Source organism: Streptomyces saintjeani, from assembly GCF_055409605.1.
In genome coordinates this window covers 5,734,781-5,761,579 of the sequence record NZ_CP189624.1, presented here as the reverse complement: position 1 = coordinate 5,761,579, position 26,799 = coordinate 5,734,781, and the positions used below count along the sequence as shown (strand labels likewise).

Annotated in this window: 21 protein-coding genes; 10 read left to right on the top strand and 11 right to left on the bottom strand. The window is 71.5% G+C overall.

Going from position 1 to position 26,799, the window contains the following annotated elements; genetic code table 11:
- Positions 1–657: 657 nt before the first annotated feature.
- On the top strand, positions 658–1,485 hold the full coding sequence (locus ACQCO7_RS26315) for an esterase/lipase family protein (protein ID WP_464077290.1): 828 nt from the start codon (positions 658–660) through the stop codon (positions 1,483–1,485).
- Between the two features lie 250 nt (positions 1,486–1,735).
- Positions 1,736–3,208, top strand: a complete 1,473-nt coding sequence (locus ACQCO7_RS26310) for a M23 family metallopeptidase (RefSeq protein WP_464074114.1) — start codon at positions 1,736–1,738, stop codon at positions 3,206–3,208.
- A gap of 73 nt (positions 3,209–3,281) precedes the next feature.
- Here the strand turns inward: ACQCO7_RS26310 and pcrA are convergent, their stop codons facing one another.
- Positions 3,282–5,747 carry a DNA helicase PcrA gene (gene pcrA, locus ACQCO7_RS26305; protein ID WP_464074113.1) on the bottom strand — a complete coding sequence of 822 codons (2,466 nt, stop codon included), beginning with the start codon at positions 5,745–5,747 and terminating at the stop codon, positions 3,282–3,284.
- 481 nt (positions 5,748–6,228) lie between these two features.
- Here pcrA and ACQCO7_RS26300 point away from each other — a divergent pair, with 481 nt between their 5' ends.
- Together ACQCO7_RS26300 and ACQCO7_RS26295 are read left to right on the top strand one after the other, a co-directional pair.
- Positions 6,229–7,299 (top strand): C40 family peptidase, encoded by a 1,071-nt coding sequence (locus tag ACQCO7_RS26300; protein ID WP_464074112.1) that lies wholly within the window; start codon positions 6,229–6,231, stop codon positions 7,297–7,299.
- 405 nt (positions 7,300–7,704) lie between these two features.
- Positions 7,705–8,772, top strand: a complete 1,068-nt coding sequence (locus tag ACQCO7_RS26295) for a C40 family peptidase (protein ID WP_464074111.1) — start codon at positions 7,705–7,707, stop codon at positions 8,770–8,772.
- A 15-nt stretch (positions 8,773–8,787) separates the two neighbouring features.
- Here the strand turns inward: ACQCO7_RS26295 and ACQCO7_RS26290 are convergent, their stop codons facing one another.
- Together ACQCO7_RS26290 and ACQCO7_RS26285 are read right to left on the bottom strand one after the other, a co-directional pair.
- On the bottom strand, positions 8,788–9,474 hold the full coding sequence (locus ACQCO7_RS26290) for a LuxR C-terminal-related transcriptional regulator (protein WP_029183585.1): 687 nt from the start codon (positions 9,472–9,474) through the stop codon (positions 8,788–8,790).
- Entirely contained in the window at positions 9,471–10,760 is a 1,290-nt protein-coding gene (locus ACQCO7_RS26285) for an ATP-binding protein (protein WP_464074110.1), read from the bottom strand. Before ACQCO7_RS26285 ends, ACQCO7_RS26290 begins: the two co-directional genes overlap by 4 nt.
- 153 nt (positions 10,761–10,913) lie before the next feature.
- Here ACQCO7_RS26285 and ACQCO7_RS26280 point away from each other — a divergent pair, with 153 nt between their 5' ends.
- Entirely contained in the window at positions 10,914–12,287 is a 1,374-nt protein-coding gene (locus ACQCO7_RS26280) for a PspC domain-containing protein (RefSeq protein WP_464074109.1), read from the top strand.
- Positions 12,274–12,504 (top strand): hypothetical protein, encoded by a 231-nt coding sequence (locus tag ACQCO7_RS26275; RefSeq protein WP_464074108.1) that lies wholly within the window; start codon positions 12,274–12,276, stop codon positions 12,502–12,504. Before ACQCO7_RS26280 ends, ACQCO7_RS26275 begins: the two co-directional genes overlap by 14 nt.
- Here ACQCO7_RS26275 and ACQCO7_RS26270 read toward each other — a convergent pair.
- Positions 12,501–13,031, bottom strand: a complete 531-nt coding sequence (locus tag ACQCO7_RS26270) for a DoxX family protein (protein ID WP_464074107.1) — start codon at positions 13,029–13,031, stop codon at positions 12,501–12,503. The genes ACQCO7_RS26275 and ACQCO7_RS26270 overlap by 4 nt on opposite strands.
- Before the next feature lie 112 nt (positions 13,032–13,143).
- On the bottom strand, positions 13,144–14,430 hold the full coding sequence (locus ACQCO7_RS26265; protein WP_464074106.1) for a hypothetical protein: 1,287 nt from the start codon (positions 14,428–14,430) through the stop codon (positions 13,144–13,146).
- Positions 14,431–14,693: 263 nt separating this feature from the next.
- Here ACQCO7_RS26265 and ACQCO7_RS26260 point away from each other — a divergent pair, with 263 nt between their 5' ends.
- Positions 14,694–15,569 carry a DUF4429 domain-containing protein gene (locus ACQCO7_RS26260; protein WP_464074105.1) on the top strand — a complete coding sequence of 292 codons (876 nt, stop codon included), beginning with the start codon at positions 14,694–14,696 and terminating at the stop codon, positions 15,567–15,569.
- Here ACQCO7_RS26260 and ACQCO7_RS26255 read toward each other — a convergent pair.
- Positions 15,566–16,360 (bottom strand): class II aldolase/adducin family protein, encoded by a 795-nt coding sequence (locus ACQCO7_RS26255; protein ID WP_464074104.1) that lies wholly within the window; start codon positions 16,358–16,360, stop codon positions 15,566–15,568. The two genes, ACQCO7_RS26260 and ACQCO7_RS26255, sit on opposite strands and share 4 nt — an antisense overlap.
- A 119-nt stretch (positions 16,361–16,479) precedes the next feature.
- Here ACQCO7_RS26255 and ACQCO7_RS26250 point away from each other — a divergent pair, with 119 nt between their 5' ends.
- Positions 16,480–16,953 carry a pyridoxamine 5'-phosphate oxidase family protein gene (locus ACQCO7_RS26250; protein WP_464074103.1) on the top strand — a complete coding sequence of 158 codons (474 nt, stop codon included), beginning with the start codon at positions 16,480–16,482 and terminating at the stop codon, positions 16,951–16,953.
- Here the strand turns inward: ACQCO7_RS26250 and guaA are convergent, their stop codons facing one another.
- On the bottom strand, positions 16,954–18,528 hold the full coding sequence (gene guaA, locus ACQCO7_RS26245; protein WP_464074102.1) for a glutamine-hydrolyzing GMP synthase: 1,575 nt from the start codon (positions 18,526–18,528) through the stop codon (positions 16,954–16,956).
- 278 nt (positions 18,529–18,806) lie between these two features.
- Here guaA and ACQCO7_RS26240 point away from each other — a divergent pair, with 278 nt between their 5' ends.
- The gene (locus ACQCO7_RS26240; RefSeq protein WP_050373056.1) at positions 18,807–19,088 is read left to right on the top strand and encodes a chorismate mutase; all 282 of its coding nucleotides are present in this window, start codon (positions 18,807–18,809) and stop codon (positions 19,086–19,088) included.
- A 591-nt stretch (positions 19,089–19,679) separates the two neighbouring features.
- On the opposite strand, the gene ACQCO7_RS26235 is transcribed toward ACQCO7_RS26240, so the two are convergent.
- Positions 19,680–20,837, bottom strand: coding sequence for a hypothetical protein (locus tag ACQCO7_RS26235; RefSeq protein ID WP_464074101.1), 1,158 nt, complete (start codon positions 20,835–20,837; stop codon positions 19,680–19,682).
- Between the two features lie 240 nt (positions 20,838–21,077).
- Here ACQCO7_RS26235 and ACQCO7_RS26230 point away from each other — a divergent pair, with 240 nt between their 5' ends.
- Complete coding sequence (locus ACQCO7_RS26230; protein ID WP_464074100.1) at positions 21,078–22,097, top strand: LAETG motif-containing sortase-dependent surface protein; 1,020 nt, start codon at positions 21,078–21,080, stop codon at positions 22,095–22,097.
- 58 nt (positions 22,098–22,155) lie between these two features.
- On the opposite strand, the gene ACQCO7_RS26225 is transcribed toward ACQCO7_RS26230, so the two are convergent.
- The 3 genes from ACQCO7_RS26225 to ACQCO7_RS26215 form a co-directional block, all read right to left on the bottom strand.
- Positions 22,156–23,946: a GMC family oxidoreductase N-terminal domain-containing protein gene (locus tag ACQCO7_RS26225; protein ID WP_464074099.1), complete on the bottom strand. Its 1,791-nt coding sequence runs from the start codon at positions 23,944–23,946 to the stop codon at positions 22,156–22,158.
- Between the two features lie 11 nt (positions 23,947–23,957).
- Entirely contained in the window at positions 23,958–25,577 is a 1,620-nt protein-coding gene (locus ACQCO7_RS26220) for a succinic semialdehyde dehydrogenase (RefSeq protein ID WP_464074098.1), read from the bottom strand.
- A 123-nt stretch (positions 25,578–25,700) separates the two neighbouring features.
- Positions 25,701–26,747 (bottom strand): serine/threonine-protein kinase, encoded by a 1,047-nt coding sequence (locus ACQCO7_RS26215; protein ID WP_464074097.1) that lies wholly within the window; start codon positions 26,745–26,747, stop codon positions 25,701–25,703.
- Between the last annotated feature and the right edge of the window lie 52 nt (positions 26,748–26,799).

Below are 26,799 nucleotides of genomic sequence, written 5' to 3'. Positions count from 1 at the left end.
GGCTCTGGGGGGGAGGACACGAGCAGAGCAGGTACGGCACGACAGCGGGGAAGCCTCGTCGCCACACCGGCAAGGAGCCTCGCCGCGTCACGGGCAGCAGTTCAGGCACGACTCACGCACCACGGACGACCAGTACGACGACCAGCACCACAACCAGCAGGACCGCAGGCGACGGGACAACGGCACCGCGGACACGCGACACCGCAGGCGACCAGCACCGCACACCCGGCACCAGCACACCGATCACCGCGCCGCCCGGCCACCCTCCGCATCGCCCCCACCGCCTCGCCGCCACCCTCCGCCCGGACTCCCACGAGGGCACACGGGGGAACAGCGCCGTTCCTCCCGCGCGCCGACAGGAGGAGGCCGGCCATGACACACGCCACACGGACCCCCACAGCCGAAGGCGAGGCACCCGACGCCGCGCCCGCAGCCGCCCCCCGACCTCCGACGACACCGGCCGCATTCCCCGCACCCGCCGCCCCTCAGGCCCCCGCCAAGGCCCCGGTGCCCGGCACGCAGCCTCAGGCCCCCGCCAAAGCCCCGGCACCCGGCGCCCAGCCTCCGGCCGACGCACCGATCCCGGCGCAGGCCACAGCCGAACCCCCCGCCAGGACCTCGGCACCCGCCACCCCCCGCACCGCACCCCCCACCCCCCTGAAACGCCTCATCCCCGCCTGCCTGACCACCCTCTCCGCAGCCCTGTGGAAAGCGACAGCCCTGGAGCTCGCGATCCTCGCCGGTCACCTCCTCCTCTACCCCACCGGCATCACGCAGGAGCGCGCGACCCCAGCCCCCACCACCCCCGACGACAAGGCGACCCGACTGCCCGCCGCACCCCGCCCCCCGGTCGTCCTCCTGCACGGCTTCATCGACAACCGCTCCGTCTTCGTCCTCCTCCGCCGAGCCCTCGCGGAGCACGGCACCCGCGCCCTGACCTCACTCAACTACTCCCCCCTGACCTGCGACATCCGCACGGCGGCGGAGCTGCTGGCCCGGCACATAGAGGACGTCTGCGAGCGCACGGGCAGCCGGCAGGTGGACGTGGTCGGGCACAGCCTCGGCGGTCTGATCGCCCGTTACTACGTGCAGCGCCTCGGCGGCGACACCCGGGTCCGCACGCTGGTCACGCTCGGCACCCCGCACGGGGGCACGCGCGCGGTCCCGCTGGCGAACGCGCACCCGATCGTGCGCCAGATGCGCCCCGGCTCACCGGTGATGGAGGAGCTGGAGCGTCCCGCGCCGGGCTGCCGGACGCGTTTCGTGAGTTTCTGGAGCGACATGGACCAGGTGATGGACCCGCCGGAGACGGCGCGCGTCGACCACCCCGACCTGCCGGCCGAGAACATACGGGTCACCGGCATCGGCCACCTCGCCCTGCCGGTGCACCCGGCCGTGGCGGCGGGCATACGCGAGGCCCTGGACGAGAACCTCCCGCACCCGGCGGCGTCCGACACCCGGCGAAACGGCTTGACCGTCGCCTGAGAAACCCGCCCGGGACACCCGCCCGGGACCGCCCGAAATCCCGCCCGCCTCGAACACCCGTCGAACACATCCCCAAACCCGCGCCCGCCCTCCCCCGAAACACGGCCGAATGCCCGTTTCCCGCAAGGGTGAAACCCGACGAAGATTGTCGTGCCCGCATACTGCCGGGTACAGTCACCGCACTGCTCTGGCAGCCCCTGTTGTCGAGGCGAAAGAGAAGTTGGTGAACGATCGTCACCCGTCGGGGGCCATGACCACCCCGACCCCGGCCTCCGAAGCCGGCCCGGCGCACTCGGCGTCGTACGGCACCCAGGAGGCCACGTACGACGACGTCACCTCCTCTTACACCGGCTACGACACCGGCACGTACGCGACGGGTGGTTACGACACCGGCGCGTGGCAGACGGCGACGGGCGGTCACCAGAACCTGAACTACGACCCGTACGCGGCCCAGCACCACGCCGCGTACGACACGGGCGCGTACGACACGACGGGCTGGCAGGCCGACTACCAGCACCTGTCCGCGATCCCCGCGCAGGCCCCGGCGCACGACGACGGCACGGGGCAGTGGGACGCGCGGACCTGGCTCCCCCCTGAACAGACGGGCGGGACCGCCGACCAGACCCAGCAGTGGGAGTGGGGGACGCAGAGTTTCGACACGGGCGCGTACGACGCGACGGAGTGGAACTCGGCGAGCACCCCGGACGTTCACGAGACAAGCGGCGACGGATACGACACCGCCGACACCTCCGACGCCGTGTACGACAGCCCCGACCTCCCCTTCGACCAGCAGCCGACCACCACGTTCGAGGCGACGCCCCACGCCGAGACCGAGACCGGTGAACTCCCCGTCCTCCTGGACGGCCAGGAGGAGACGGCCCCCTACGACGACGCCCTCCACTCCGGCGCCGACCACCGGAGCGCCGACCACCACAACATCGACCACCACAGCCCCACCCCCCGCCCCGGAGGCCGCGCAGCGACCCGCGCGGCCCGCCGCAAGCCCCCCGCGAAGCGCTCCGCCCTGCTGACCATCGCCGTCCCCTCGGCCTGCGTGATGAGCGTCGCCGGTATCGCCGCCGCCTCGGTCGGCACGTTCAGCGACGACGCCAAGGAGACGACCGCCTCGTCCGTGGAGACGAAGTCGGTCAAGCCGTCCGCCGCGAACAACAAGCTGGACACCCAGCTGGCGAGCCTGAGCGCGGAGGCCGACGCGTTCGCCGACCGCGCGAGCCGTACGCAGGAGCGCATCGACCTCAAGGCGCAGCAGGAGACCGAGCGGAAGAAGGCGGCGGCGGAGGCGGCGCGGCTGGAGCGGCTGCGTCCCAAGTACGCGCTGCCGGTGGCCCAGCACGGCCTGAGCGCGTACTACGGCCAGTCCGGCATCAACTGGATGTCGATGCACACCGGCATCGACTTCCCCGTGGCGTACGGCACGACGGTCATGGCCGCGACCGACGGCACGGTCCGCACCCAGTGGAACAGCGCCTACGGCAACATGCTGATCCTGACGGCGAAGGACGGCACGGAGACCTGGTACTGCCACCTCTCCAGCTACCGCGTCGCGTCGGGGACGACGGTCAAGGCGGGCGACCCGATCGCGTACTCCGGCAACTCCGGCAACTCCACGGGCCCGCACCTGCACTTCGAGGTCCGGCCGAACGGCGGCTCGTCGATCGACCCCCTGCCGTGGCTGCGCAGCCACGGACTGGACCCGACGTAAGTACCCGTCCCACACGCCGCGAGCCCCCACCGCTGTCCCTGGTGGGGGCTCGTTCGCGTGCGCCCGGGTACCCTCAGAGCTTCTCGACCGGCGCGTACCGCAGCAGCAGCCGCTTCGGCTTCCCCTCGCCGAAGTCGATCGTCGCCTCGGCCTTCGCCCCCGCACCCGCCACACCGACGACGGTCCCGAGGCCGAACTGGTCGTGTGTCACCCGGTCCCCGACGGCCAGCGCGATAGCGGGCTTCTCCTCGGCCCCCCGCCGCGTGGCGAACCCGGAAGCGCCCTTCGCGGAGGACCGGGACGACGACAGGGACGACGCGACGGCGGAAGGCGGCGCGGCAGGCGCCCCGGTCCGCTTCCAGTCGACGTACGTCCCCGGAATCTCCTCCAGGAACCGCGACGGCGGGTTGTACGAGGGCTGCCCCCACGCACTGCGCAGCGTGGACCGCGTCAGGTACAGCCGCTCACGCGCACGCGTGATCCCGACGTACGCGAGCCGCCGCTCCTCCTCCAGCTCCTTGACCTGCCCGAGCGCCCGCATGTGCGGGAAGACCCCGTCCTCCATGCCGGTGAGGAAGACGACGGGGAACTCCAGCCCCTTGGCGGTGTGCAGGGTCATCAGCGTGATGACGCCGGAGCCGTCCTCGTCGTCGTCGGGGATCTGGTCGGAGTCGGCGACGAGCGCGACGCGCTCCAGGAACGCGGCGAGCCCTGCCGGGGTCTCGTTCTCCCCCTCCCCGGTCTCCTGCTCGAACTCCAGGGCCACGGAGGCGAGTTCCTGGAGGTTCTCGATACGGGTCTCGTCCTGGGGGTCGGTGGAGTTCTGCAACTCGGCGAGATAGCCGGTGCGTTCGAGTATGGCCTCCAGGACGGTGGCGGGTCCGGCACCGGACTCGACGACCGTACGGAGGTCGTCCATCAGCTCGTTGAACCGCTTGACGGCGTTCGCGGAGCGCGCGGCCATGCCGTACGCCTCGTCGACGCGCTTGAGCGCCTGCGGGAAGCTGATCTTCTCGCGCTGGGAGAGCGCGTCGATCATCGCCTCGGCGCGCTCGCCGATGCCGCGCTTGGGGACGTTGAGGATCCGGCGCAGCGGGACGGAGTCCTCGGGGTTGGCGAGGACGCGGAGGTAGGCCAGGACGTCCCTGACCTCCTTGCGCTCGTAGAAGCGGACGCCGCCGACGACCTTGTAGGGCAGGCCGACGCGGATGAAGATCTCTTCGAAGACGCGGGACTGGGCGTTCGTACGATAGAAGACCGCGACGTCCCCGGCCTTGGCCGCGCCCTCGTCGGTGAGGCGGTCTATCTCCTCGGCGACGAACTGGGCCTCGTCGTGCTCGGTGTCGGCGACGTAGCCGGTGATGCGGGCGCCCGCGCCCGCGTTGGTCCACAGGTTCTTGGGCCGGCGGGACTCGTTGCGCTCGATGACCGCGTTGGCGGCGGTCAGGATCGTCTGCGTGGAGCGGTAGTTCTGCTCCAGCAGGATCGTCGTCGCGTTCGGGTAGTCCTCCTCGAACTGGAGGATGTTGCGGATCGTCGCGCCGCGGAAGGCGTAGATGGACTGGTCGGCGTCACCGACGACGCAGAGTTCGGCGGGCGGCACGTCCGAGGCTTCCCCCACGAGCGGCGTGATTCCCACGAGTTCCCGTACGAGCGCGTACTGCGCGTGGTTCGTGTCCTGGTACTCGTCGACCATCACGTGCCGGAAGCGCCGCCGGTAGTGCTCGGCGACGTCCGGGAACGCCCGCAGCAGGTTGACGGTCGTCATGATCAGGTCGTCGAAGTCGAGGGCGTTGGCCTCGCGCAGGCGCGACTGGTACAGCGCGTACGCCTGGGCGAGGGTCTTCTCGAAGCCGTCGTTCGCCTGCCCGGCGAAGTCCTCCTCGTCGATCAGCTCGTTCTTGAGGTTGCTGATCTTCGCGCTGAACGCCTTCGGCGGGAACCGCTTGGGGTCGAGGTCGAGGTCGCGGCAGACGAGGGCCATCAGCCGCTTGGAGTCGGCGGCGTCGTAGATAGAGAACGACGAGGTGAAGCCGAGCTTCTTGGACTCGCGGCGCAGGATCCGTACGCACGCGCTGTGGAACGTCATGACCCACATCGCGTTCGCGCGCGGGCCGACGAGCGCCTCGACGCGCTCCTTCATCTCACCGGCGGCCTTGTTGGTGAAGGTGATCGCGAGGATCTGGCCAGGGTGGACGCCGCGCTCGGCGAGGAGGTACGCGATGCGGTGGGTCAGTACGCGGGTCTTGCCTGACCCGGCGCCGGCGACGATGAGCAGGGACGAGCCGGCGTGGATCACCGCCGCGCGCTGGTTGTCGTTCAGCCCGTCGACGAGCGCCGCGGAGTCCAGCACCGGGCGGGGGGCGCCGCCCCGGTAATGGGCGTCACGGTCCGGCGGCAGGTCGAACTTCCCGCCGAACAGATCGTCCGGGACCGACTCCGGGCCCTGCTCGTCCTCGGGCGGCGGAGGGGGTTCCTCGGCGTGCCCGCGCGGGGCCTGGAGGTCCGCCAGGAAGCTGTCGTCAAAGAGGCTGCTCATCGCTCTCCGAGTCTAGAGGCCCCCACTGACAACCGGACCCGGTCCCCCTCGATCTCCACGCTCACCTTCCGGATCGCCCCTATCACAACCCGTGATGACCTGCGGGGACTTCGACACAGGTCACAAAAACGTATCGGGCAAATCGCCCGCCAACCTTCACAGAAGCCACACGAGTTGGCTACCGTGCCGGTCAGGGCCGCCTGTCCCCACCGGCGAACGTCGCCGGGCCGCGCGGCCTCCGCCGAGTCCGGCCCGCCCCCGTGCGCGAGGCAGCCGGAGCCGGGGACCCACGAGAACTTGGGGTGAATCGGCCGACCTCCACCGGGGAAGGCCGTAGGGCAACCTTCCGCAGCGACAACCCGCCCGAACCCTCCCCCAGGGCCTGAAGCCCGGGGGAACCCCCACCGCTAACCCGCTAGGCGGTACAAGGAAGGAGTCGCCTCCATTGGCGTCGCATCAACGCAGGCTCCGCTGGACGGGCATGCGCGCGTCAGGCATCAGCGCCCCCGCCCTCGCCACAGCCGCCATCACGTCCATGGCGATGTTCTCCCAGCCCGCCGAGGCCACCCCGGACCCGTCCGACGAGGGCAGACCTACCCTGGAGGACGTCGAGGCCAAACTCGACGCCTTCTACAGCAGCCAGTCGGGATCGAAGAAGGACACGGCCGCCAAGGAGAAGGAGACCAGGCGCGCCAAGACCTTCCTCGACACGGCGGCGCGCTACCGCACGCAGGAGGAGCCGGCGCTCCCGCCGCCCCCCGCGCTGCCGCCGCTCCCGTCGTTCCCGCCGTCGGTCTCCCCCGGCCACGACACCGGCCACGACACCGGCCATGACCGCGCCCGCGACCGCGCCCACGGCTACGACTTCACGGCCGAACCGGAGCACTTCCCGAGCGAGCCCGCAGGTCACGAGGGAGCGCCGAGAAGCACCGACCGGATTCCGGACTGGTACGACGAGATGCCGCCGGGCCACCCGTCGTTCCCGGAGATCCCCCTCCCGGCGGCGATCCTGGCCGACACCGACATGGCCGGCCCCGAAATATCCGGCCCCGGAACGGACGACCCGGAAAGCGATCTCAGCCACGCGAAATCCGTCGTCCAGGGAAAACTGAGCAAAGCGCAGGCCCTGCTGTCCTTCCACACCGCCGGACAGCAGAAAGCGACCCCCCGCCGGACGGAATCCACCCCGATCTCCGCAGAGGCGGAAAGGGCCCTCGCCTTCGCCCGCGAACAACTCGGCAAACCGGTCGTCCTCGGTGCGGCGGGCCCCGGCTCCTTCGACGGCCCCGGCCTCACCCAGACCGCCTGGAAATCCGCCGGAGTGAACCTCCCGCGCACCGTGTTCGGCCAGGTCACGGCAGGCAAACCGATCCGCCTCCCGGACGCCCGCCCCGGCGATCTGGTCTTCTTCCACGACGCCATCACGCACGTCGGCATCTACCTCGGCGAAGGCCGGATGATCCACGCCCCGCGCCCCGGCGCGTACGTGTGCGAGGAATCCATCCACTTCGCGGGAACGTCGGAGATCCACAGCGTGGTACGCCCGGCCTGAACACGTGTAACTGCCCGGAAGAACGCCGAAACTCAGGTCCAGAGCACAGCGATGAAGACATTGACGACGGTGACCAACGTGGTCGCGGCCCCTTATCAGCCACCCCCACCCCGGCGGGCCGGTTCCCCGCACTCGGTCAACCCCGCGCTCCGCCCCGCCCTCGAAGGCGGGATCGGTACGCAGATACGGTCACCCGACAACTCTCTGGAACCACTTCCGCACATCGCGTTACTCAAACGTCACAGTGCGGCCTAGCGTCCTGCCCCAGGTGCCCGGCTCCCCACCGCCGCCCCGGGCCAGGGGCGGCAGTCGGACACCACCGCCGAGAAAGTCCGGCGGCGTCGCGCTCCCCCTGTGCGGGGCGTCGCCGGACGCGGTCGTACGAAAGGACGTGACAGGTCCACCGTGGCAGCGCACCGCAAGCCCCGTCAGCGCGCGAACGTCGCGCACACCGCCCGCACCGCCGCGACCCTCGCCCTCGCCGGCGCGGCGACCGCGACGGCCTTCGACGGGACCGGCCACGCCGAGCCCGCGCCGACCGCGGCCCAGGTGAAGGCGAAGGTGGACAAGCTGTACCGGGAGGCCGAGGTGGCCACCGAGCAGTACAACGGCGCCCGGGAGAAGGCGGACACGGCCCAGCGGCGGCTCAACTCCCTTCAGGACGAGGCAGCGCGGCAGGAGGCGAGCCTCGACTCCGAGCGGGACAAGCTGGGTTCGCTCGCCGCCGCCCAGTACCGCGACGGCGCCCTCGACCCCGCCGTACAACTCGCGCTCTCCGGCGACCCGGACCGCTACCTCGACGGTGCCGCCTTCGCGGAACGCGCGGGTGACCGGCAGTCCGCCGCGGTCTCCCGGGTACGGCGCCGGCTCGCCGAGGTCGAGCGGCTGCGCGGCGCGGCCCGTGTCGAGCTGGCGTCGCTCACGGCCCGCCGGGCGGAGCTGCGCCGGCACAAGGAGACGGTGACGGGGAAGCTGGGGGCGGCGCGGAGTCTGCTGGGCCAACTCTCCGCGCGGGAAAGGGAACAGGTCACCGGCGGCAGCACCGGGACGACGTCACCGCGCGCCTCCCGGAGCGCGCGCACCGCCCTGCCGAGTGCGGCCCAGCCGGCCGCCCAGGCCCCCAACTCCCGTGCCGGCGCGGCCCTTTCGTACGCCTACGCCAAACTCGGCAGCCCCTACGTCTGGGGCGCCACCGGCCCCGACGCCTTCGACTGCTCCGGCCTGATCCAGGCCGCGTACCGCTCGGCGGGCCTCTCCCTGCCCCGCACCACCTACGCCCAGATCGGCGCGGGCCGACGCGTCTCCCGCTCCCAACTCCTCCCCGGCGACCTGGTGTTCTTCTACTCCGGCATCAGTCACGTGGGCCTCTACATCGGCAACGGCCGGATGATCCACGCCCCCAACCCCTCGGCCCCGGTCCGCATCGCCCCGATCGACGAGATGCCGTTCGCGGGGGCGACGCGGGTGGTGTGAAGCCACGTACAGATCTCACACCAGCCGGCGAGCGGTCGCCCACCGGGTCAGCTCATGCCGGTTCGACAGCTGCAACTTCCGCAGGACCGCCGAGACATGGGACTCGACCGTCTTCACGGAGATGAACAGCTGCTTGGCGATCTCCTTGTACGCGTACCCCCGCGCGATCAACCGCAGTACCTCGCGCTCGCGTTGGGTCAGCCGGTCGAGGTCCTCGTCGACCGGCGGCGCGTCCGTGGAGGCGAACGCGTCGAGGACGAAGCCCGCGAGGCGCGGGGAGAAGACCGCGTCGCCCTCCTGGACGCGGAACACCGAGGCGACCAGATCCGTACCGTTGATGTTCTTCGTGACGTACCCCCGCGCACCGCCCCGGATCACGCCGATGACGTCCTCCGCGGCGTCGGACACGGACAGCGCGAGGAACCGCACCGGCCGCTCCGGGTCGGACGCCAAGTCGGCGCAGCGGCGCAGGACTTCGACGCCGCCGCCCCCGGGCAGGTGGACGTCGAGGAGGACGACCTCCGGCCGGGTCGCCGTGATGACGGTGACGGCCTGGTCGACGTCCGCGGCCTCCCCCACGACCTCGACGCCGGTCTCGTCGGTGCGGCCGATCTCGGCCTGGACCCCCGTACGGAACATCCGGTGGTCGTCGACGAGGACGACCCTCACCCGGCGCTCAGGACCCGTCTCTTCGCTCGTCACGTCTTCTCCGCCCTCTCCATCTCCAGCTCGACTTCGGTGCCGCCGCCGGGCACGGCGCGCAGCCGTGCCGTACCGCCGTTGCGCTCCATGCGCCCGATGATCGACTCCCGTACGCCCATGCGGTCGGCGGGGATCGCGTCGGGGTCGAAGCCGGGGCCCCGGTCACGGACGGACACGAAGACCGTACGTCCCTCGACCTCGGCGTAGACCTGGACGGCCCCGCCCTCGCCACCGTACTTGGCGGCGTTGACCATCGCCTCACGCGCGGCCTGCATCTGTGCGGACGTCCGGTCGTCGAGGGCGCAGTCGCCGACCACGACGACCTCGATGGGGACGCCGTGCTTGTCCTCGACCTCGGCGGCGCCCTGGCGTATCGCGTCGGCGACGGTCGTGGGTTCGTCGGCCTCGTCCTTGCCGGTGCCCTCGGGGTTGTACAGCCAGGTGCGCAGGTCGCGTTCCTGCGCGCGGGCGAGGCGGCGGACCTCGGCGGCGTTCTCGGCGTTGCGCTGGATCAGGGTGAGGGTGTGCAGGACGGAGTCGTGGACGTGCGCGGCGACTTCGGCACGCTCCTGTGCGCGGATGCGCATCAGCCGTTCCTCGGAGAGGTCCTGCGTCATGCGGACGAGGTACGGGCCCGCGAGGAGGGTGATGCCGACGAGTACGGCGAGCGCCGCCTGGAGGACCGAGCCGAGGTGCGCGGCGGAGCCCTGGAGGACGAAGACGCCGGAGACGCCCGCGGCGACGAGGAGGACGCCGCCGAGGGTGCGCACCAGCGTCAGGGTGCGCCGGCGGCTGCCGACCTCGACCCAGCGGGCGCGGCGCGCGTTGTCGGCCTGCCGCCAGACCAGCGCGACACCCGCGCCGACCAGCACGATCGGCAGGAAGTACACGCGGGCGCCGCTGCCCACGTCGACGCTGCCGACGAACACCATCGCGAGGACGACCATGAGGAGCAGCGCGAGGATCTGGCCCCGGTCCGGCTTGCGGGCGACCAGTCTGCGGCGGCCGTCGGGCGCGGTCTCCGTCGTGACCAGGGAGGGCGGCGGCTTCCCGCCGACCCCGCCGACGCCGAGGGGGACGAAGAACCAGAACGCGGCGTACAGCAGCGCGCCCAGCCCCTCGGCCATGAACATGCCGACGAACGTCAGCCGGACCCAGATCACGGGCAGCCCGAGATGTCCGGCGAGCCCCCGCGCCACTCCGCCGAGCCAGCGGCCGTCGCCGCTGCGGTAGAGCTTGCGCAGAGGCCGCGGTTCGACGAGGGGTGCGGTCGCGGGGTCCGGCATACGGACGATGGTCACACGGAAAGCCGCCCCCCGACATCAGGGTCCGCCCCCGAGACTCCCCTGATCCCGCCGCCCCCGCCGCAGGGCGATATCAGGGTCCGACCAGGGTCGTCCCGACTCCCGCACCCCCCTCGGACCCGCCACCATGGACCCATGGCAGATCACGAACCCGCCGCGAACCCGGGGGGAGCCGCGGCCCCGCCCGGAACCACCGGCACCACCACCACCGAGAAACCCGCCCCCCTCGCCTTCCGCCGCGACCGTGATCACAAGCTCATCGCCGGTGTCTGCGCGGGCCTCGGGCGGCAGTGCGACATGGACCCGGTGATCTTCCGGATCACCCTCGCCGTGCTGTCGGCGACGGGCGGCGTCGGCCTCATCTTCTACGGCTTCGCCTGGCTCTTCGTCCCGTACGAGGACGACGACGAGAACGAGGTACGCCGGCTGCTGACCGGCCGTGTCGACGGGCAGGCGCTCGCCGCCGTCCTGTTCGCCCTCGTCGGCTGCGGCATCTTCCTGTCGATGCTGCGCAACGGGGACGTCCTGACGTTCGCGACGGTCCTGTCCCTGCTTCTCGCGGGCGCGGGCTACTGGTCGCGGCACCGCGACACCTCGGACACGGCCCCCCTGACCGCGCAGGCCGCCGCCGACGCCCCGCCGGAGCCGCAGGCCCCGCCGATCACGGCGACGCTGCCGTCCTGGTGGCGCGACCCGATCGTGAAGGACGGCACGCACAACGGGGGCACGGGCTATCTGTGGGGCCCCAGCGAGCCCGCCGACGCCACCCCGCCCGCCTTCTCGTGGCCCGGTCTCCACACGCTGCACCGCGGCTTCCCGCCCCGCCACCACGGGGGCGCCCCCCGGCACCACGCAGCGGCGGCCCGGCCGAGGCGCGGTCCCCGTCCGATCGGCGGCCGGTTCTTCTTCCTCGCGCTGGGCGCCGGCGCCCTGACCACCAGCCTGACCTGGGCCGATCGCCCGCTGGGCACGAGCCTCCAGGCGGGCCTGTCGGCGGCCCTGATCGTGCTGGGCCTCGGCATCGCCGTCAGCTCGTTCCTGGGCCGCACGGGCGCGGGCTCCTTCTTCCTCGCCCTGGTCACGGCGGGCCTGCTCGCCGCGACGACGGCCGTACCGAAGAACATCACGACACACTGGCGGGACCTGACCTGGAGCCCCCTCACCACCACGCAGCTCCAGAGCTCGTACGACCTCGGCACGGGCAAGGGCACCCTCGACCTGTCGGGCCTGGCCCTGCCGAAGGGCTCCACCACCGCCACCGGGATCACCGTGGGCCTGGGCAAGCTGCGCGTGATCGTCCCGAAGGACGCGACCGTACGGCTCAGCGCCGAGGTGGGCCTCGGGGACATCCAACTGCCGGGCGACAACCAGAAGGACGTGGACGTGCAGCCGAGACGCCACCAGGACCTCACCCTCGCACCCCCCGCCGGTACGACTCCGTCCGGCACCCTGGACCTCGACGTCCACGTGGGCCTCGGCCAGCTGGAGGTGTCCCGTGCCGCGTCATGAGTTCCGCCCCGGCCGCCTGTTGGCGGGCCTCTTCTTCGCCCTCGCGGGCGCGGTCTACGCGGGCGACGCGGGGGGTCTGTGGGAGACGCCGTGGTTCGCGGTGATCCCGCTGGTCCTGTTCGGCCTGGTGCTGGCGGGCGCGGCGGGAGCGACGGCCCGCGCCGTACGAAAGCGCCGGGCACACAGACCCGGCGCTCCCGTGGAACCGAACGTCTAAAGCCCCCTGGAGCCCCGCCGCCGTTCCTTGAGCAGCGCGTCGACCGACACCACCGACGCCCCGCCCAGCACGAACGGCAGCCAGGCCATCATGTACGGCAGGTCGTTGCCGTAGTAGTACGGGTCCGAGGCCCAGCTCACCGTCAGCCACAGGCTGAGCGAGATGAGCAGCCCCCCGAGGGCCGCGAGCCGCGTCAGCAGTCCCAGCAACGCGCCGATCCCGACGGCGAGTTCACCGAGCGCGATGGCGTACCCGAACCCGACGGGACTCTTCAGCGCCAGGTCGACGAGCGCGGGGATCGCCGAGGAGTCCCGTACGGCCCGCATGGTGTCGCCGAGGGACCCGGCGCCCGAGTCCTTCATGAACGCGCTGTCCGTGAGCTTGTCGAGCCCGGCGTAGACGAACGTCACGCCGAGAAAGATCCGCAGCGGTACGAGCGCGTACCGCGTCGCCACGTCGCGCCAGCCCTGCCCTCCGCCGCCACCGACCGAGGAAGAGTGGGTGTCCGTACGCATCCCGTGAGCCATTGCCGTCGCCGCCTCTCGTCCACCACACCGTGAACCCCTCACCAGACGATACGGACGCGGGGTGCCCCCGGCTCACCGTCCGCCGTGACTGACAGCAAAGCGACAGCGGGCGCTATTCGGCCACGTCGATCGCGTACCGCCCGGTCTCCACCCCGGCGGCGGTCACGACCTGCACCTCCACCCGCCCCGGCTCCACCTCGGCGGGCACCGGCACGGTCAGCACGGCGTCGGTCGGATTGCTGAACCCCCCGACGACCGGCACCAGCGGCACGTGCACATGCACGGCCCCGACGCGTACGACCATCCGGGCGAGCCGATCGGCGCTCTGCGCCCCGGGCGGTACGAACCCGGCGCCCCGGATCTCGATGTCGTCCCCGGCACGGATGGGCCCGTCGAGATCCCCGGCCTCCCGGGACCGCACGACGGACAGGATCACCGGCCGCCCGCCCTCGGCGTACTTCCCGGCGAGATAGGTCCCCGCCGACACGAGCACGACCAGCGCCAACCCCCAGGGCAGGTCGGGCAGTTGATCGGGCCGCCGGGCGAGCCGCACGCAGGTGAACACGAGGGCGACCCCGCTGATCACGACGTACTGGATATCGGCGAACGCCCCGCGCCCGGAGTCGTCGGTCAGCAGATCGGCGGCCCGCGGCCGGTGCGCCCGCACCTTCTGCACCCGCTGCGCCAGCACCCGCACGCCCACAACTCGCCTGACCAGTACGGCGATCGCGCACACGACGGCGAGGACGGTCACCACCCCCGCACCCCGCGCGAGATCGAGCCCGTCGATCAACGCGTCCCGCTCGGCGGACCCGGACGCGGCGGCCAGCTCTCCCACCAGCACGAGCACCGAGTACGCCACGACCAGCACCCAACTCCCGGCGACCACACGGGAGGTGGAGAGCCGGTTGTCCTCCCCGACGACCGGCGCGAGGGCCCCGCCGCGACCCCGGTGGAACCAGGCGGCGGCGCTCACCGCACCCCCCACGACGACCGCCGCGAGCAGACCGGCCGTCCGCGCGCTGCTCCACCCCGCCCCGATCGCCGTGAGCGCCTGCACGAGCAGCAGCACGAGCACGCCCGCCCACACGGAGACGACGGTCCACCGCCACAACCCGGCGAGCCACGCCTCCCCCTCGGCCCGCCCCCGCTCGGCGACGTCCCCGGCGGACTGGGTCAGCTCCTCGGACACCCACTGCCGGGAGGCGAACGCCGAGTGCGCGACGGCCGCCGGCACCCCCTTGCCGGCCGCGAAGGAGTCCCGCTGCACGAGGAACGCCGCGACGGCCCGCCGGTGCCCTTCCCGGGCCCCGTGCGGACACCCTCCGCACGTGCATCCGCCCGTGTGGACGCCCCCGGCGTCGACACCGGCCCCCTGCCCAGCTTGCCGCACCGCCACGTCCGACGACCGCCTTCCCGCGACCAGAAAGAAACCCCAGGCAAAGCGCCTGGACAGAGAACTCGGACAGAGGACGGGCGGGAGCTGTGACGCCCCCCGACAACTCCCGTGTGCCGAGAGCGAATTGTGCCCTATCGGGATCGTCGCGCGCTGATCCGACCAGGCACCGGACGGAACCGATCACCGAACATCCACGAAGCGCCCCGCCCGGTCCCAACCCGCCTTCCCCCACCCCCTGTTGACCTCCCTGGGACAATTCCCCTATGGCCGAGATCATCCAGCGCGACGGGACCTGGGCCTTCGACGGTACGACGGTCAGGATCACCCCCGGTCTGCACCGCAGCGTCCCCCTGTTCCGCCAGACGTACGGCGAGGTCGCGCTCCCCCTGGAAGCGGTCGCCGGTGTCTTCTACGAACCGGAGCGCAGACGCGGCCGGTTACGGGTCCGCCTGCGCGAGGGCGCCGACCCGCTCCTCCAGGCGACCGGCGGCCGGCTCCCCGAACCCGCCGACCCCTACCGCCTGTTGGTGGACCCGGACAGCGCCGGGACCGCCGAGTTCGTCGCCGAGGAGATCCGCAACGCGCTGCTCCTGGAGCAGATCCCGAAGGACCCGACAGCCGGCTACCTCCTCCCCGGCCCGCCGGTCCCGGTCTCGGTCCGCTCCTCGGACGGCACGGTCTCCTTCGACGGCACCCGTATCCGCATCGACTGGACGGACACCTCGGACCGGGTGAAGCGGGCGACGGGGCCGCGCGTGATCGGCGTCGGGGACGTCGTCCGGGTCGAGTGGATGCCCAACTCCGGTTACGACGACGGCTTTCTGCGGTTCGTCACCCGGGACACGGTGTTCTCGAAACTCCCGCCGGAGAAAGACCCGTACACGCTGGACCTGTGGGGCAACACCCGCCGCGACCTGCTCACCGCCCTGGTCGCGACGGCCGTCACGGCCCGCCTCCCGCACCCGTCGACCCACCCGGCGCGCGAGAACTTCCCGGCCCTGCCCCCGCCTTCGGCGGACCACCACGACGTACTCCTGCGCCGCCTGCGGGAGTTGGGGGAACTGCACCGCGCCGGGGTGCTCACGGACGAGGAGTTCACGCGGACGAAGGCCGTGGTGCTGAGGGGGTTCGGGAGTTAGCTCAGCAGGTCCGGTTCGCTGCGGCTGATGTCCTGCCACAGTGGCTGGTAGTTGATCCACGCGACCAGGTCTCCGCCCAACTGCTCGCGCGTGGTGACCGCTTGGCGCCGTTCGATCAGCACGGGACGCCCGGCGGCCTTCGCGGTCAGCTGTACCTGGCTCGACCGTTCCATGGACAGGAACCACCAGGCGGCGGCGTCCACGGAGTCCCCGACGGTCAACAGCCCGTGGTTGCGCAGGACAAGGGCCTTCCGTGACCCCAACGCCGAGGCGATGCGCCGCCCTTCGTCCGCGTCGACGGTCACCCCGGTGTACGTGTCGTACAGCGCGTGATCCTCGAAGAAGGCGCAGCTCTCCTGCGTGATCGGGTCGAGCAGCTCCCCGAGCGCCGCGAGCGCCCTCCCGTACACGGAGTGGCAGTGCGCGACGGCGACGACGTCCGGCCGCGCCGCGTGCACCTGCGCGTGCACGGTGAACGCGGCCTGGTTGACGTGGTAGCTCCCCTCCACGACCTGCCCCTCGGAGTTCGCCAGCACCAGATCGCTCACCGTCACGTGCCGGAACGGCATCCCGAACGGGTTCACCCAGAAACAGTCGCCGAACTCCGGGTCCCGCGCGGTGATGTGCCCCGACACCCCGTCCTCGAACCCGAGCCGCCCGAAGATCCGTACGGCCCCGGCGAGCCGTTCCTTGCGGTACCGCCGCTCGTCCTCGGGCGACTCGTGCGTCGGCGGCAGGGCGAACCGGAGCCGGTCGGTGGGCAGCGGGGAAGGCGGCGTGGGCCCGGGCATCGGTCCTCCAGCGATGGACTGCGCTACAGGCCCGGAAGTTACCGCCGGTCAGCGGAAAAAGGCAGGGCCGCGCGGGAAAGGCGACAGGGGTTGTCGGGATACGCCGGGACACTCACGACATGACCACGAACTGGACCGCTTTCCGCACCGCCGAACCCGCCCTCGCCGCGACCGTCGAGGCACGGTTCGCGCAGCACACGCACCATGTCCTCGCGACGCTCCGCAAGGACGGTTCGCCACGCACCAGCGGCATCGAAGTCCGCTTCCACGACGGCGAGTTGTGGCTCGGCATGATGACCGGCTCCCTCAAGGCACGTGATCTGCGGCGGGACCCGAGGTTCGCGCTCCAGGCGAACCCCGGGGAGGGGACGAGCCTCGGGGGCGGTGACGTACGGATCTCCGGGCGGGCGCTGGAAGTCGGGGACGGCGCGCTGAAGGCGTCGTACGTGAAAGAGGTGGAACCGCCGGAGCCGTTCCACCTCTTCCGCGTCGAACTCACCGACGTCACGAGGACGTCTGTGGAGGACGAGACCTACCTGGTCGTCGAACTCTGGGAGCCCGGCAAGCCCCTACGTACGATCAAACGCAGGTGACTACTCCCACTCGATCGTGCCCGGGGGCTTCGAAGTGACGTCCAGCACCACCCTGTTGACGTCCCGCACCTCGTTCGTGATCCGTGTCGAGATCCGCGCCAGCACCTCGTACGGCAGCCGCGACCAGTCCGCCGTCATCGCGTCCTCGGAGGAGACCGGGCGCAGCACGATCGGGTGGCCGTAGGTGCGGCCGTCGCCCTGGACGCCCACCGAGCGGACGTCCGCGAGGAGGACCACCGGGCACTGCCAGATCTCGCGGTCGAGGCCGGCCGCCGTCAGCTCCTCGCGGGCGATCGCGTCGGCCTCGCGCAGCAGGTCGAGGCGCTCCTTGGTGACCGCGCCGACGATGCGGATGCCGAGGCCGGGGCCGGGGAAGGGCTGGCGCTGGACGATCTCCTCGGGGAGGCCCAACTCCTGGCCGACCATGCGGACTTCGTCCTTGAACAGCTTGCGCAGCGGCTCGATGAGCTGGAACTCCAGGTCCTCGGGGAGGCCGCCGACGTTGTGGTGCGACTTGATGTTGGCGGTGCCGGTGCCGCCGCCGGACTCGACGACGTCCGGGTAGAGCGTGCCCTGTACGAGGAACTCGACCGCCGGACCCGCGTCCGCGATGATCTCGGCCTGCGCCTGCTCGAAGACGCGGATGAACTCGCGCCCGATGATCTTCCGCTTCTCCTCGGGGTCGGAGACCCCGGCGAGCGCGTTGAGGAACCGCTCCTGAGCGTCGACGACGACCAGCTTGACGCCGGTCGCGGCCACGAAGTCCTTCTCGACCTGCTCGGTCTCGCCCTTGCGCATCAGGCCGTGGTCGACGTACACGCAGGTCAGCTGGTCCCCGATGGCGCGGGCGACGAGCGCCGCGGCGACCGCCGAGTCGACGCCGCCGGAGAGCCCGCAGATGGCGCGCTTGTCGCCGACCTGCTCGCGGATCGCCGCGACCTGCTCCTCGATGACGTTGCCAGTGGTCCAGTCCGGCTTGAGCCCGGCGCCCCGGTACAGGAAGTGCTCCAGGACCTGCTGGCCGTGCGTGGAGTGCATGACCTCGGGGTGGTACTGGACGCCGTACAGCCGCTTCTCGTCGTCCTCGAAGGCGGCGACGGGGACGACGTCGGTGGACGCGGTCACCGCGAAGCCCTCGGGCGCCGCCGAGCAGGCGTCGCCGTGGGACATCCACACGGCCTGCTCGGCCGGGGTGCCCTCGAAGAGGGTGGACGACACCTTCGAGACGTGCAGGTCGGTACGGCCGTACTCGCGCGCGCCCGTGTTGTCGACCGTGCCGCCGAGGGCCTGCGCCATCAGCTGGAAGCCGTAGCACATGCCGAAGACGGGGACACCGGCCTCGAAGAGCGCCTTGTCGATGCGGGGGGCGCCCTCCTCGTACACGGACGAGGGGCCGCCGGAGAGGATGATCGCCGCCGGGTTCTTCGCGAGCATCTCCGCGGCCGGCATGGTGCTCGGCACGATCTCGCTGTAGACCCGCGCCTCGCGGACCCTACGGGCGATGAGCTGGGCGTACTGCGCGCCGAAGTCGACGACCAGGACGGTGTCGGGGGCGGCTGGGGTCGCTGATGACACGGGGGCCTTCCGGCGGAGGGGCGGGGTGTGTGGGGCCGATTCTACCGGGGCTGCCGGAGGGGGGCCGGTGGGGAGGGAGGCCGTGGCATACTGGCCGCATGCTCACGCCCACGACGTTCTTTACCTATGGCACCCGGCCCGCCGGCTGCCATGGTCGTGCTCGCGCGTAGAGCCGAGCGACTTCCCAGGCGCCCCGGGCCGACAAGGCCCGGGGCGCCTGTCGTTTCTCCTCCGGGACCTGTTCGATCCGGGGCTCACCGAATCCCAAGGAGCCCCGCATGACCTCCCTCGACCTCACCGGCGCGAAGACCCCCGGCGCCGCCGACGTCATCACCGGCGCCCGCGAGCGCATCGACGCCCTCGACGACCGCATCATCGGCCTCATCCAGGAGCGTGCCGCCGTCTCCGCCGTCATCCAGGACGCGCGCATCACCTCCGGCGGCCGGCGCGTGAACCTCTCCCGCGAGATGGAGGTCATCGGCCACTACAGCGAGGCGCTGGGCAAGCCGGGTACGACGCTGGCGATGACGTTGCTGGAGCTGTGCCGGGGTCGTATCTGAGCATCGGCCGTGTCTCGCAGATGAGTTCGGGCCCTCCCTCACTCGTACGGCGCGTGACCGCTCCCGGTGTCCGTCGTTGGTACCGGTGTCCGTGCCAGCCAGGCGCGGGCCCGGAAGAACCACGCGTGGCTCGTCGGAGCGATGAGACGTACGGATCGTGCCGTACGTCGTGGGACCTCGCTCCAGCGAGATGACCGGACGGCAGGGGACAGCGGCCCGGTCATCCCAGAGAAACGGCCGGCCCCGGGGACGCTCGGGGCCGACCGGCGGAAACTGCAAAAATCTATGAGGTCCGGGTCAAACGGTTGCGGCGACCGCGTTCATCCAGCACGATGCGTACAGCTTCACGTCCCCCCACGAAACCCCGCTCGCCGTGCACGGCAAGGCGGGAACGCCGGAACGTCTACTGCCAGAGGTCCAGACCATTGGCGTACGGCAGGTGACGGGCCGGCCCACGTACCACCCACAGCGGCGCACCCCCCGGCGCCGTTCCCGGGAGGCACCGGCGCTGCCCTGACGCCGGTGCTGACGAAAGAAGGGCCCCGCGGCTCCGTCCCGCGGGGCCCTTCGCTCTTGCCCGACGCTACGCGGTCAGATGCGCGAGACCGTTCCGCACGGCTCGTCCTCGGCCGGTGCCTGCGTCGACATCTCCTTGCTCCGGTCGTACGGGTCCGCCTCGGGACCCGAGGGCTCCGGCCCGGACGAGCGGTCGTCGCGGAACTCGGGGTGGAACCAGCCGTCGTACACGTCGCACGACGAGTTGCCGCTCTCCATCTGGTAGCGGGAGACGAAGACGGTCCCCGGGGTCACCTGGTAGCGCGCGGGGTCGGAGAGTTGGACCTCCAGGACGCGGCGGACGACGGTCCTCGTGGCCTCCGCGTCCTTGTCGTCGGCCGGCGTGCTCGCGCGGACGACGGGATAGACGAAGGTGTAGTCGGCGTGGACGACGACCGACCCGTCCTTGTCCCCGGCGAAGGTCATCCGCCCGCGCGTCTTCACGACGCTCCCGGCGATCCGCACCTCGGCCGGGTCGAACCGGCTGGCCATCAGCAGCGGATCGTCGTCGTCCTTGCCGGGCTTGCTCAGGGCCGCGCCGAAGAGTTTGTGTACGTCCTTCTGGAGCGGGTCGACGATCTTCGACGCGGCGTCCGGGCGCCCGCCTCGCAACGTCGCCGGGTCGAGGTTGGTGTCGATCAGGAGCGTGCGCGTCTTCGCCAGCACGTCCTTGACCTGCGCTTTCGTGAACCCCTTCACCGCAGTCGCGGGCGGCGCGACGATGCCGGCGGCGCCGTCGGCCCACTGGAGCGCCGGGGAGCCCGCGAAGGGGCGGGCCTGCGTGGGGGCGTCCGGGTCGACGGCTCCGGGGGCGCCGCTGGGGGCCGCCGTCTCGGGCGGGAGGGGGGTCGCGGCGACGTCGGTGCCGTTCGACCCCGTACCGAAGGGGTCGCCCGGGATGACCGACGGCTTCATCGCGACGAAGGCCAGCGCGGCGGCGACGGGGACGCCGACGAACGTCCACAGGCGGCGCCGTTTGCGTGCCCGCACCTCGGTGTCCTGCCAGGCCGGGCCGGTGCGCCAGCCCTCGGGGAGTTCGCCCCGCGCCTCCTGCTCGCGCAGGCGCGCGGTCACCATGCGGGCGCGCGCGGACGGCTCCTTCGGTGCGTCGTCCGGAGTCTTCTCCGTGTCCTCCACGGTCTCGCGCAGGAACTTGTCCCAGTCGTCGTCGGATATCTCGGGCACGGCGGCCATCCCCCTCGGTCCTCACGCAGGCTTCTGCGGCAGCAGAGCGTAGAACGTGATGCGCCCCACACCGAGAACACGTGATGTGGAACACATAAGAATGGCGTGAGAATCCGTACAACCTTTCCCACGGCTCGCGGATCAAACCTCGCGTAACACGGGCCACACCCGCGCCCCCAACGCGGAAGGTCTCCCGCCGACACGTCACGCCAACCGGGCGCGCCGTGCCTGACACCCAGAGGTCTTCTCATGAAGCTCCGCCGTGCCATAGCCGTGGCCGCCGCGACCGCCGCACTGTCCCCGCTGGCCCTGATGTCCGCGCCGTCCGCGTTCGCGGAGGAGGGCACGTCCCCGTCTCCGTCGGCCTCGGCTTCCGCGTCGGCCAGCGAGTCGGCGCCCGAGACCGAGTCGGCGTCCCCGTCGGCCGACGACACGACCGGCGGCGAGAAGGGTGACGCCGACAAGGGCTCCGCGTCGCCGAGCACCTCGTCGTCGAGCAGCGCGTCCAGCACGCCGACCGGTACGCCGTCCGCGAGCACCTCGGTCAGCTCCTCGCCGTCGGCCCCGGCGGACGTCGACTACTGCGAGACCCTCTCCGACGAGAGCGAGCTCCCGCTCAGCGAGAGCCTGAGCACCGGTCTGTCCAACCTGCCGGAGAAGATCGTCGCGGGCAGCGGCTGGCACAACTTCACCTTCGACCTCGCCAACGACGGCAAGGACACGATCAAGAACATCAAGCCGTTCATCCTGGTCGGCGCGGGGTCCGAGGACTTCGAAGAGGACTACTCCAGCAGCCTCACCCTCCAGGTCTTCCAGCCCTCCTCGGGCAAGTGGATCACGCTGGAGGACGGCTACGGCGACGCGACGATCTTCAGCACGCTCACGCTCGACGCGGGCAAGTCCACGTCGTACAAGCTGCGGCTCTCGGTCGCGGGCAAGACGCCCGACTCCATCGGCATCGCCATCGGTCTGGCGACCTACTCGGACGCCAAGAGCTGCTGGGTGGGCAACGACCCGAACGCCGAGAACTACATCTTCGAGATCCTCGCCGCCGGTTCGAAGCCCGGTAAGCCGGGCAACGCCAAGCCCCAGACGGGCGGCGCCAAGCCGGTCAACCTGAACGACGTCGAGGTCACCGGGAGCCTCGCGGAGACCGGTTCCTCCTCCGCGCTCCCGATGATCGGCCTCGTCGGCGGCGCGGCCGTCGTCGCCGGTGCGGGCGCGATCTTCATCGTCCGCCGCCGCAAGACGGACGGCAGCCACGCGTAGTACCTGAGGACGACGGAGGGACCTGCGCTCGGAGGGGGGCGCAGGTCCTTCCGTGCTTTCAGTCCCCCTTCGGGGGTACGACCGGCATCCCGAGGAACGGCAGCTTCAGTGCCCCGAACGCCTCTTCGGGCACCGCCGGTGACTTCGGCTCGACGGCGGCGAGACGCTCGTACGCCTCCCCCTGCGCGGGCCGCGTGTCGGGCTCGCCCTTGTTCGGCCAGTACGCCATGGCCCGTTCGGCCTGCGCGGTGATCGTCAGGGAGGGGTTCACGCCGAGGTTCGCGGAGACGGCGGCGCCGTCGACGACGGAGATCCCGGGGTGGCCGTACAGCCGGTGGTAGGGGTCGATGACGCCGCTCTCCCGGGAGTCCCCGATGGGGCACCCGCCGAGGAAGTGCGCGGTGAGCGGAGTCCCCATCAGCTCACCGACGTTGGACCCGGCGAACCCGTTGATGTCGGCGGCGAGCGCGGACGCCGCTTCCGAAGCGGCCTTGATCTGCTGGGGGTTGGGCGTGCCGTGTCCCTGACGGGCCGTCAGCAGCCCTTTGCCCGCACCGGACGGCTTCAGGTACGTCGTGAGCGAGTTGTCCAGCGACTGCATGACGAGCCCGATGATGGTCCGCTCGGACCACTTCCGGTTGGACAGGGACCGCAGCAGCAGCATCGGGTGCCGGGCGACGTGCGCGAGCCACCCGGCGACCCTCGACGACCCTTCGGCGTAAGGGACTTGGAGAATCGACAGGCCGCCCATCGCGTTGGACCCCTTGCCGTACCGCACGGGTTCGATGTGCGTGTTGGCGTCGGGGTGCACGGACGACGTGATGGCGACCCCGCGCGTGAAGTCGGGGCTGCGCCCAGTGGCCTTCCGATAGCGCCGTTCGTCGGCCTGCGCCCCCACGAGCGCCTCGGAGTTGGTGCGGGTCAGCTCTCCCAACCGCTCGGACAGGTAAGGGAGTTGACCGCCCGCCTTCATCCGGTGCAGCAGCGTCTGCGTGCCGTACGTGCCCGCCGCGAGGACGACCCGGCGGGCGGTGAAGATCCGCCCTTTGCCCTTGCGCCGGTTGTCGGTGGGCAGCGTCGCGACCGCGTACCCGCCGCGCGAGTCGTCGGTGACGGAGACGACGGTGGTCATCGCGTGCACCGTGGCCCCGGCCTTCTCGGCGAGGTACAGGTAGTTCTCGTTGAGGGTGTTCTTCGCGCCGTGCCGGCAGCCGGTCATGCACTCCCCGCACTCGGTGCAGGCACGCCGCTTGGGCCCGGCGCCGCCGAAGTACGGGTCGGCGACTTCCTCACCCGGCTGGGCCGTCGGCCCCTGCCCGTCCGCGTCCTCGCCGTCCCCGAAGTAGACGCCGACCGGCGCCATGTGGAAGGTGTCACCGACGCCCATGCGCTGCGCGGCGGCCTTGAGGTGGACGTCGGAGGGGGTGAGGGTCGGGTTCAGCCGCACGCCGAGCATCCGCCGGGCCTGGTCGTAGTAGGGCGTCAACTCCTCTTCCCAGTCGGTGATCTCCTTCCACTGGGGGTCCTCGAAGAACGCCTTGGGCGGTACGTAGAGGGTGTTGGCGTAGTTGAGGGACCCGCCGCCGACCCCGGCGCCGGCCAACACCATGACGTTGCCCAGGAGATGGATGCGCTGGATGCCGTAGAAGCCGAGCCGGGGTGCCCAGAGGTAGTTCCTCAGGTCCCAGGAGTTCTTGGGCAGCAGATCGCGGCCGAACCGGCGTCCGGCCTCCAACACGCCTACCCGGTAGCCCTTTTCGGTGAGGCGCAGCGCGGTCACCGACCCGCCGAAGCCGGAGCCGACGACCAGCACGTCGTAGTCGTGGGTGCCTTGGGATGTCTCTGACACGCTGTCCCCTCCTACCGGAACCGGAACGCTTTCATCGCCCGGAGGCTCCGGCTCATGAACCGCGCGTACTTCTCGTCGTCCATGCCGAGCGCGGGCGCCATCGGCAACAGCCGCTGGTGCGCGACCGTTTGGGCCTCGGTGTACTTGAGGATCCCCTCGGACCCGTGCCGCCTGCCGAGCCCGGAGTCCTTCATGCCGCCCATTGGCGACTGGACGCTGCCGTACGCGGACGCGTACCCCTCGTTGACGTTGACGGTCCCGGTCCGCAGCCGCGCGGCGACGGCCCGCCCACGCCGCCCGTCCTTGGTCCAGACGGACGAATTGAGGCCGTACGACGTGGAGTTGGCGAGCGCGACGGCCTGGTCCTCGTCCGTGAACCGGTAGATCGCGACGACCGGCCCGAACGTCTCCTCCCCGCACACGGCCATCGGCGCCTCGACGCCGTCGAGGATGGTCGGCTCGTAGAAGTAGGGCCCGATGTCGGGCCGGGGCACGCCGCCGGTGACGACGGTGGCCCCCTTGGCGACGGCCTCCTCCACGTGCCGGGTCACGGTGTCGAGCTGCCGCTGCCCGACGAGCGAGCCCATCTCGGCACCGTAGGCGAGGGAGTTGCCGAGCCGCATGGCGCGCGTGCGGGCGGCGAACCGGTCGAGGAAGACGTCGGCTATCGACTCGTGGACGTACAACCGCTCGATGGACACGCAGAGTTGACCGGCGGAGGAGAAACAGGCCCGGACGGCGCCGGCGGCGGCCTTCTCGATGTCCGCGTCCTGGAGCACCAGCATGGCGTTCTTGCCGCCGAGTTCGAGCGACACCCCGACCAGCCGGGCGGCGGCGCCCTGCGCGACCTCGCGGCCGACGCGGGTGGAGCCGGTGAAGGAGACGTAGTCGGCGTGCCGGACGATCTCCGGCCCGATGACCGGACCGTCGCCGAGCACGACCTGGAACACCTCGGCGGGCAGCCCCGCTTCGATCAGCAGGTCGCGTGCCCACAGGGCGGTGAGGCAGGTCCCGGTGTCGGGCTTCATGACGACGGCGTTGCCCGCGACGAACGCGGGGATCGCGTCGCCGACGGAGAGTTCGAGGGGGTAGTTCCAGGGGGCTATCTGCCCGACCACCCCTCGGGGATGACGCAGTTCGGTGACCTTGGTGAGGCTCGGGACGGCGCCCGTATGGCCCCTGGCCCTCAGGTACGACGGTCCCTTGCGGCCGTAGTGCCGGGCGGCGACCGCGACGGCCTGGACCTCCTCGTGCGCGTGCAGCCTGGCCTTGCCGGTCTCCAGCTGGACCAGGTCGAGGACCTCGGCCTGGCGCTCCAGGAGCAGGTCGTGGAAGCGCAGCAGCACCGCCGCCCGCTCCCTGACCGGCGTCCGAGCCCAGACGTCCTGCGCGGCGCGGGCCCGCTCGAAGGCGAGCGCCACGTCCTCGGGCGTCGACTCCGGCAGGTCGGCGAGCTTCTCCCCGGTGAACGGCGTGTGGTTGGCCGTGCGCCCCGAGCCCACGACGCCCTTCGTGAGCTGGGCGACCAGTTCGGGGGTGACCACGTCCGCCGCGGTGCGCACTCCGGCGGGGGCCGGGGCGACGGGGTTCGTGCCGTGCGGGGCGCTGCTTCGAGCCTGCGAGTCGGTCATGACGCGCAGGGTATGCCGCCGCCACGCCTTTGGGTACCCGCCGGTAACGCGGATTCACCGCACCCGCACACCGTGCCAGCGTTCACTGGCAAGGAAGGTGCTGATCAGGGGGTTGCCGCCGGGTCACCCGAAAAAGAGGCTGAGCGGGAAGGGGCGCCGCCGCGCCGGCTCCTGGACGCCGTACTCGCTCTGGTCCTCGGGTACGACGACTCGGGCAGCCTCACTCTCGGGTACGACTCGGGTACGGTCCTTCGGCGCGTCCCCCTCAGGTACGACACCCCGAGCGCGCCCCTCTCGCGCGTCCCCCTCAGGTACGACATCCCCTTGCGCGGAGCCCTCGGCACCGCTTCCGGAGACCGCCCTCAACACCTCCTCCACCTCACCGGCCCCCATCCGCTCCCCCGGCTCCTTCACGAGCAACCCCGAGAGCAGCACCCCCAGTTGACCGGCCCGCACCGGCTCGGGCACCTCCCCGGCGAGCACCGCCGCGAGCGTCTCCTCGGCCGTGCCCCGCCGGAACGGCGACACCCCTTCGACGGCGGCGTACAACAACACCCCGAGCGACCACAGGTCCGACTCGGCCCCCGCATGCCCCCCGGCGGCCCGCTCCGGCGCCGCGAACTCCAACTCCCGTACGGGGCCCCCGTCTTCGTACCCATGAGCGATCCCGAAGTCGGTCACCACGACCCGCCCGTCCACCCCCAGCAGCACATGTTCGGGCCGTACGTCCCGATGCACGATCCCCACGGCGTGCGCGGCCCGCAGGGCCCCCAGCACGACACCCCCCACCCGAGCGGCCTCGACAACCCCCAGAGGCCCCCGCTCCAAAGCCTCGGCGAGCGACTCCCCCTCGACCGACTCCATGACCACCCAGGGAAGTTGATCCTCCCCCTCCACCACAACGTCATGGATGACGACAGCCCCGGGATGCTCCACCCGAGCCGCCGCCCGAGCCTCCTGATAAAGCCGATGAGCGGCCCGCCGGAACTCCTCGCCCCCCGGCACCCCCGGCACCCGAGGCGCCTTGACGGCGACCTCCCGCCCAGCCTCCACATCCCAGGCCCGCCGGACAACTCCCGCCCCCGCACCCCCCGTTCCCCCGAGAAGGCGATACCGCCCACCCACTATCAGCCCGTCCCCATCATCCCCGGCACCCCGGTCGTCGCTCATGCCCCCATGACTACCGTGCGAAGCACCGGATTATCAACGCGAGCGGGATGCG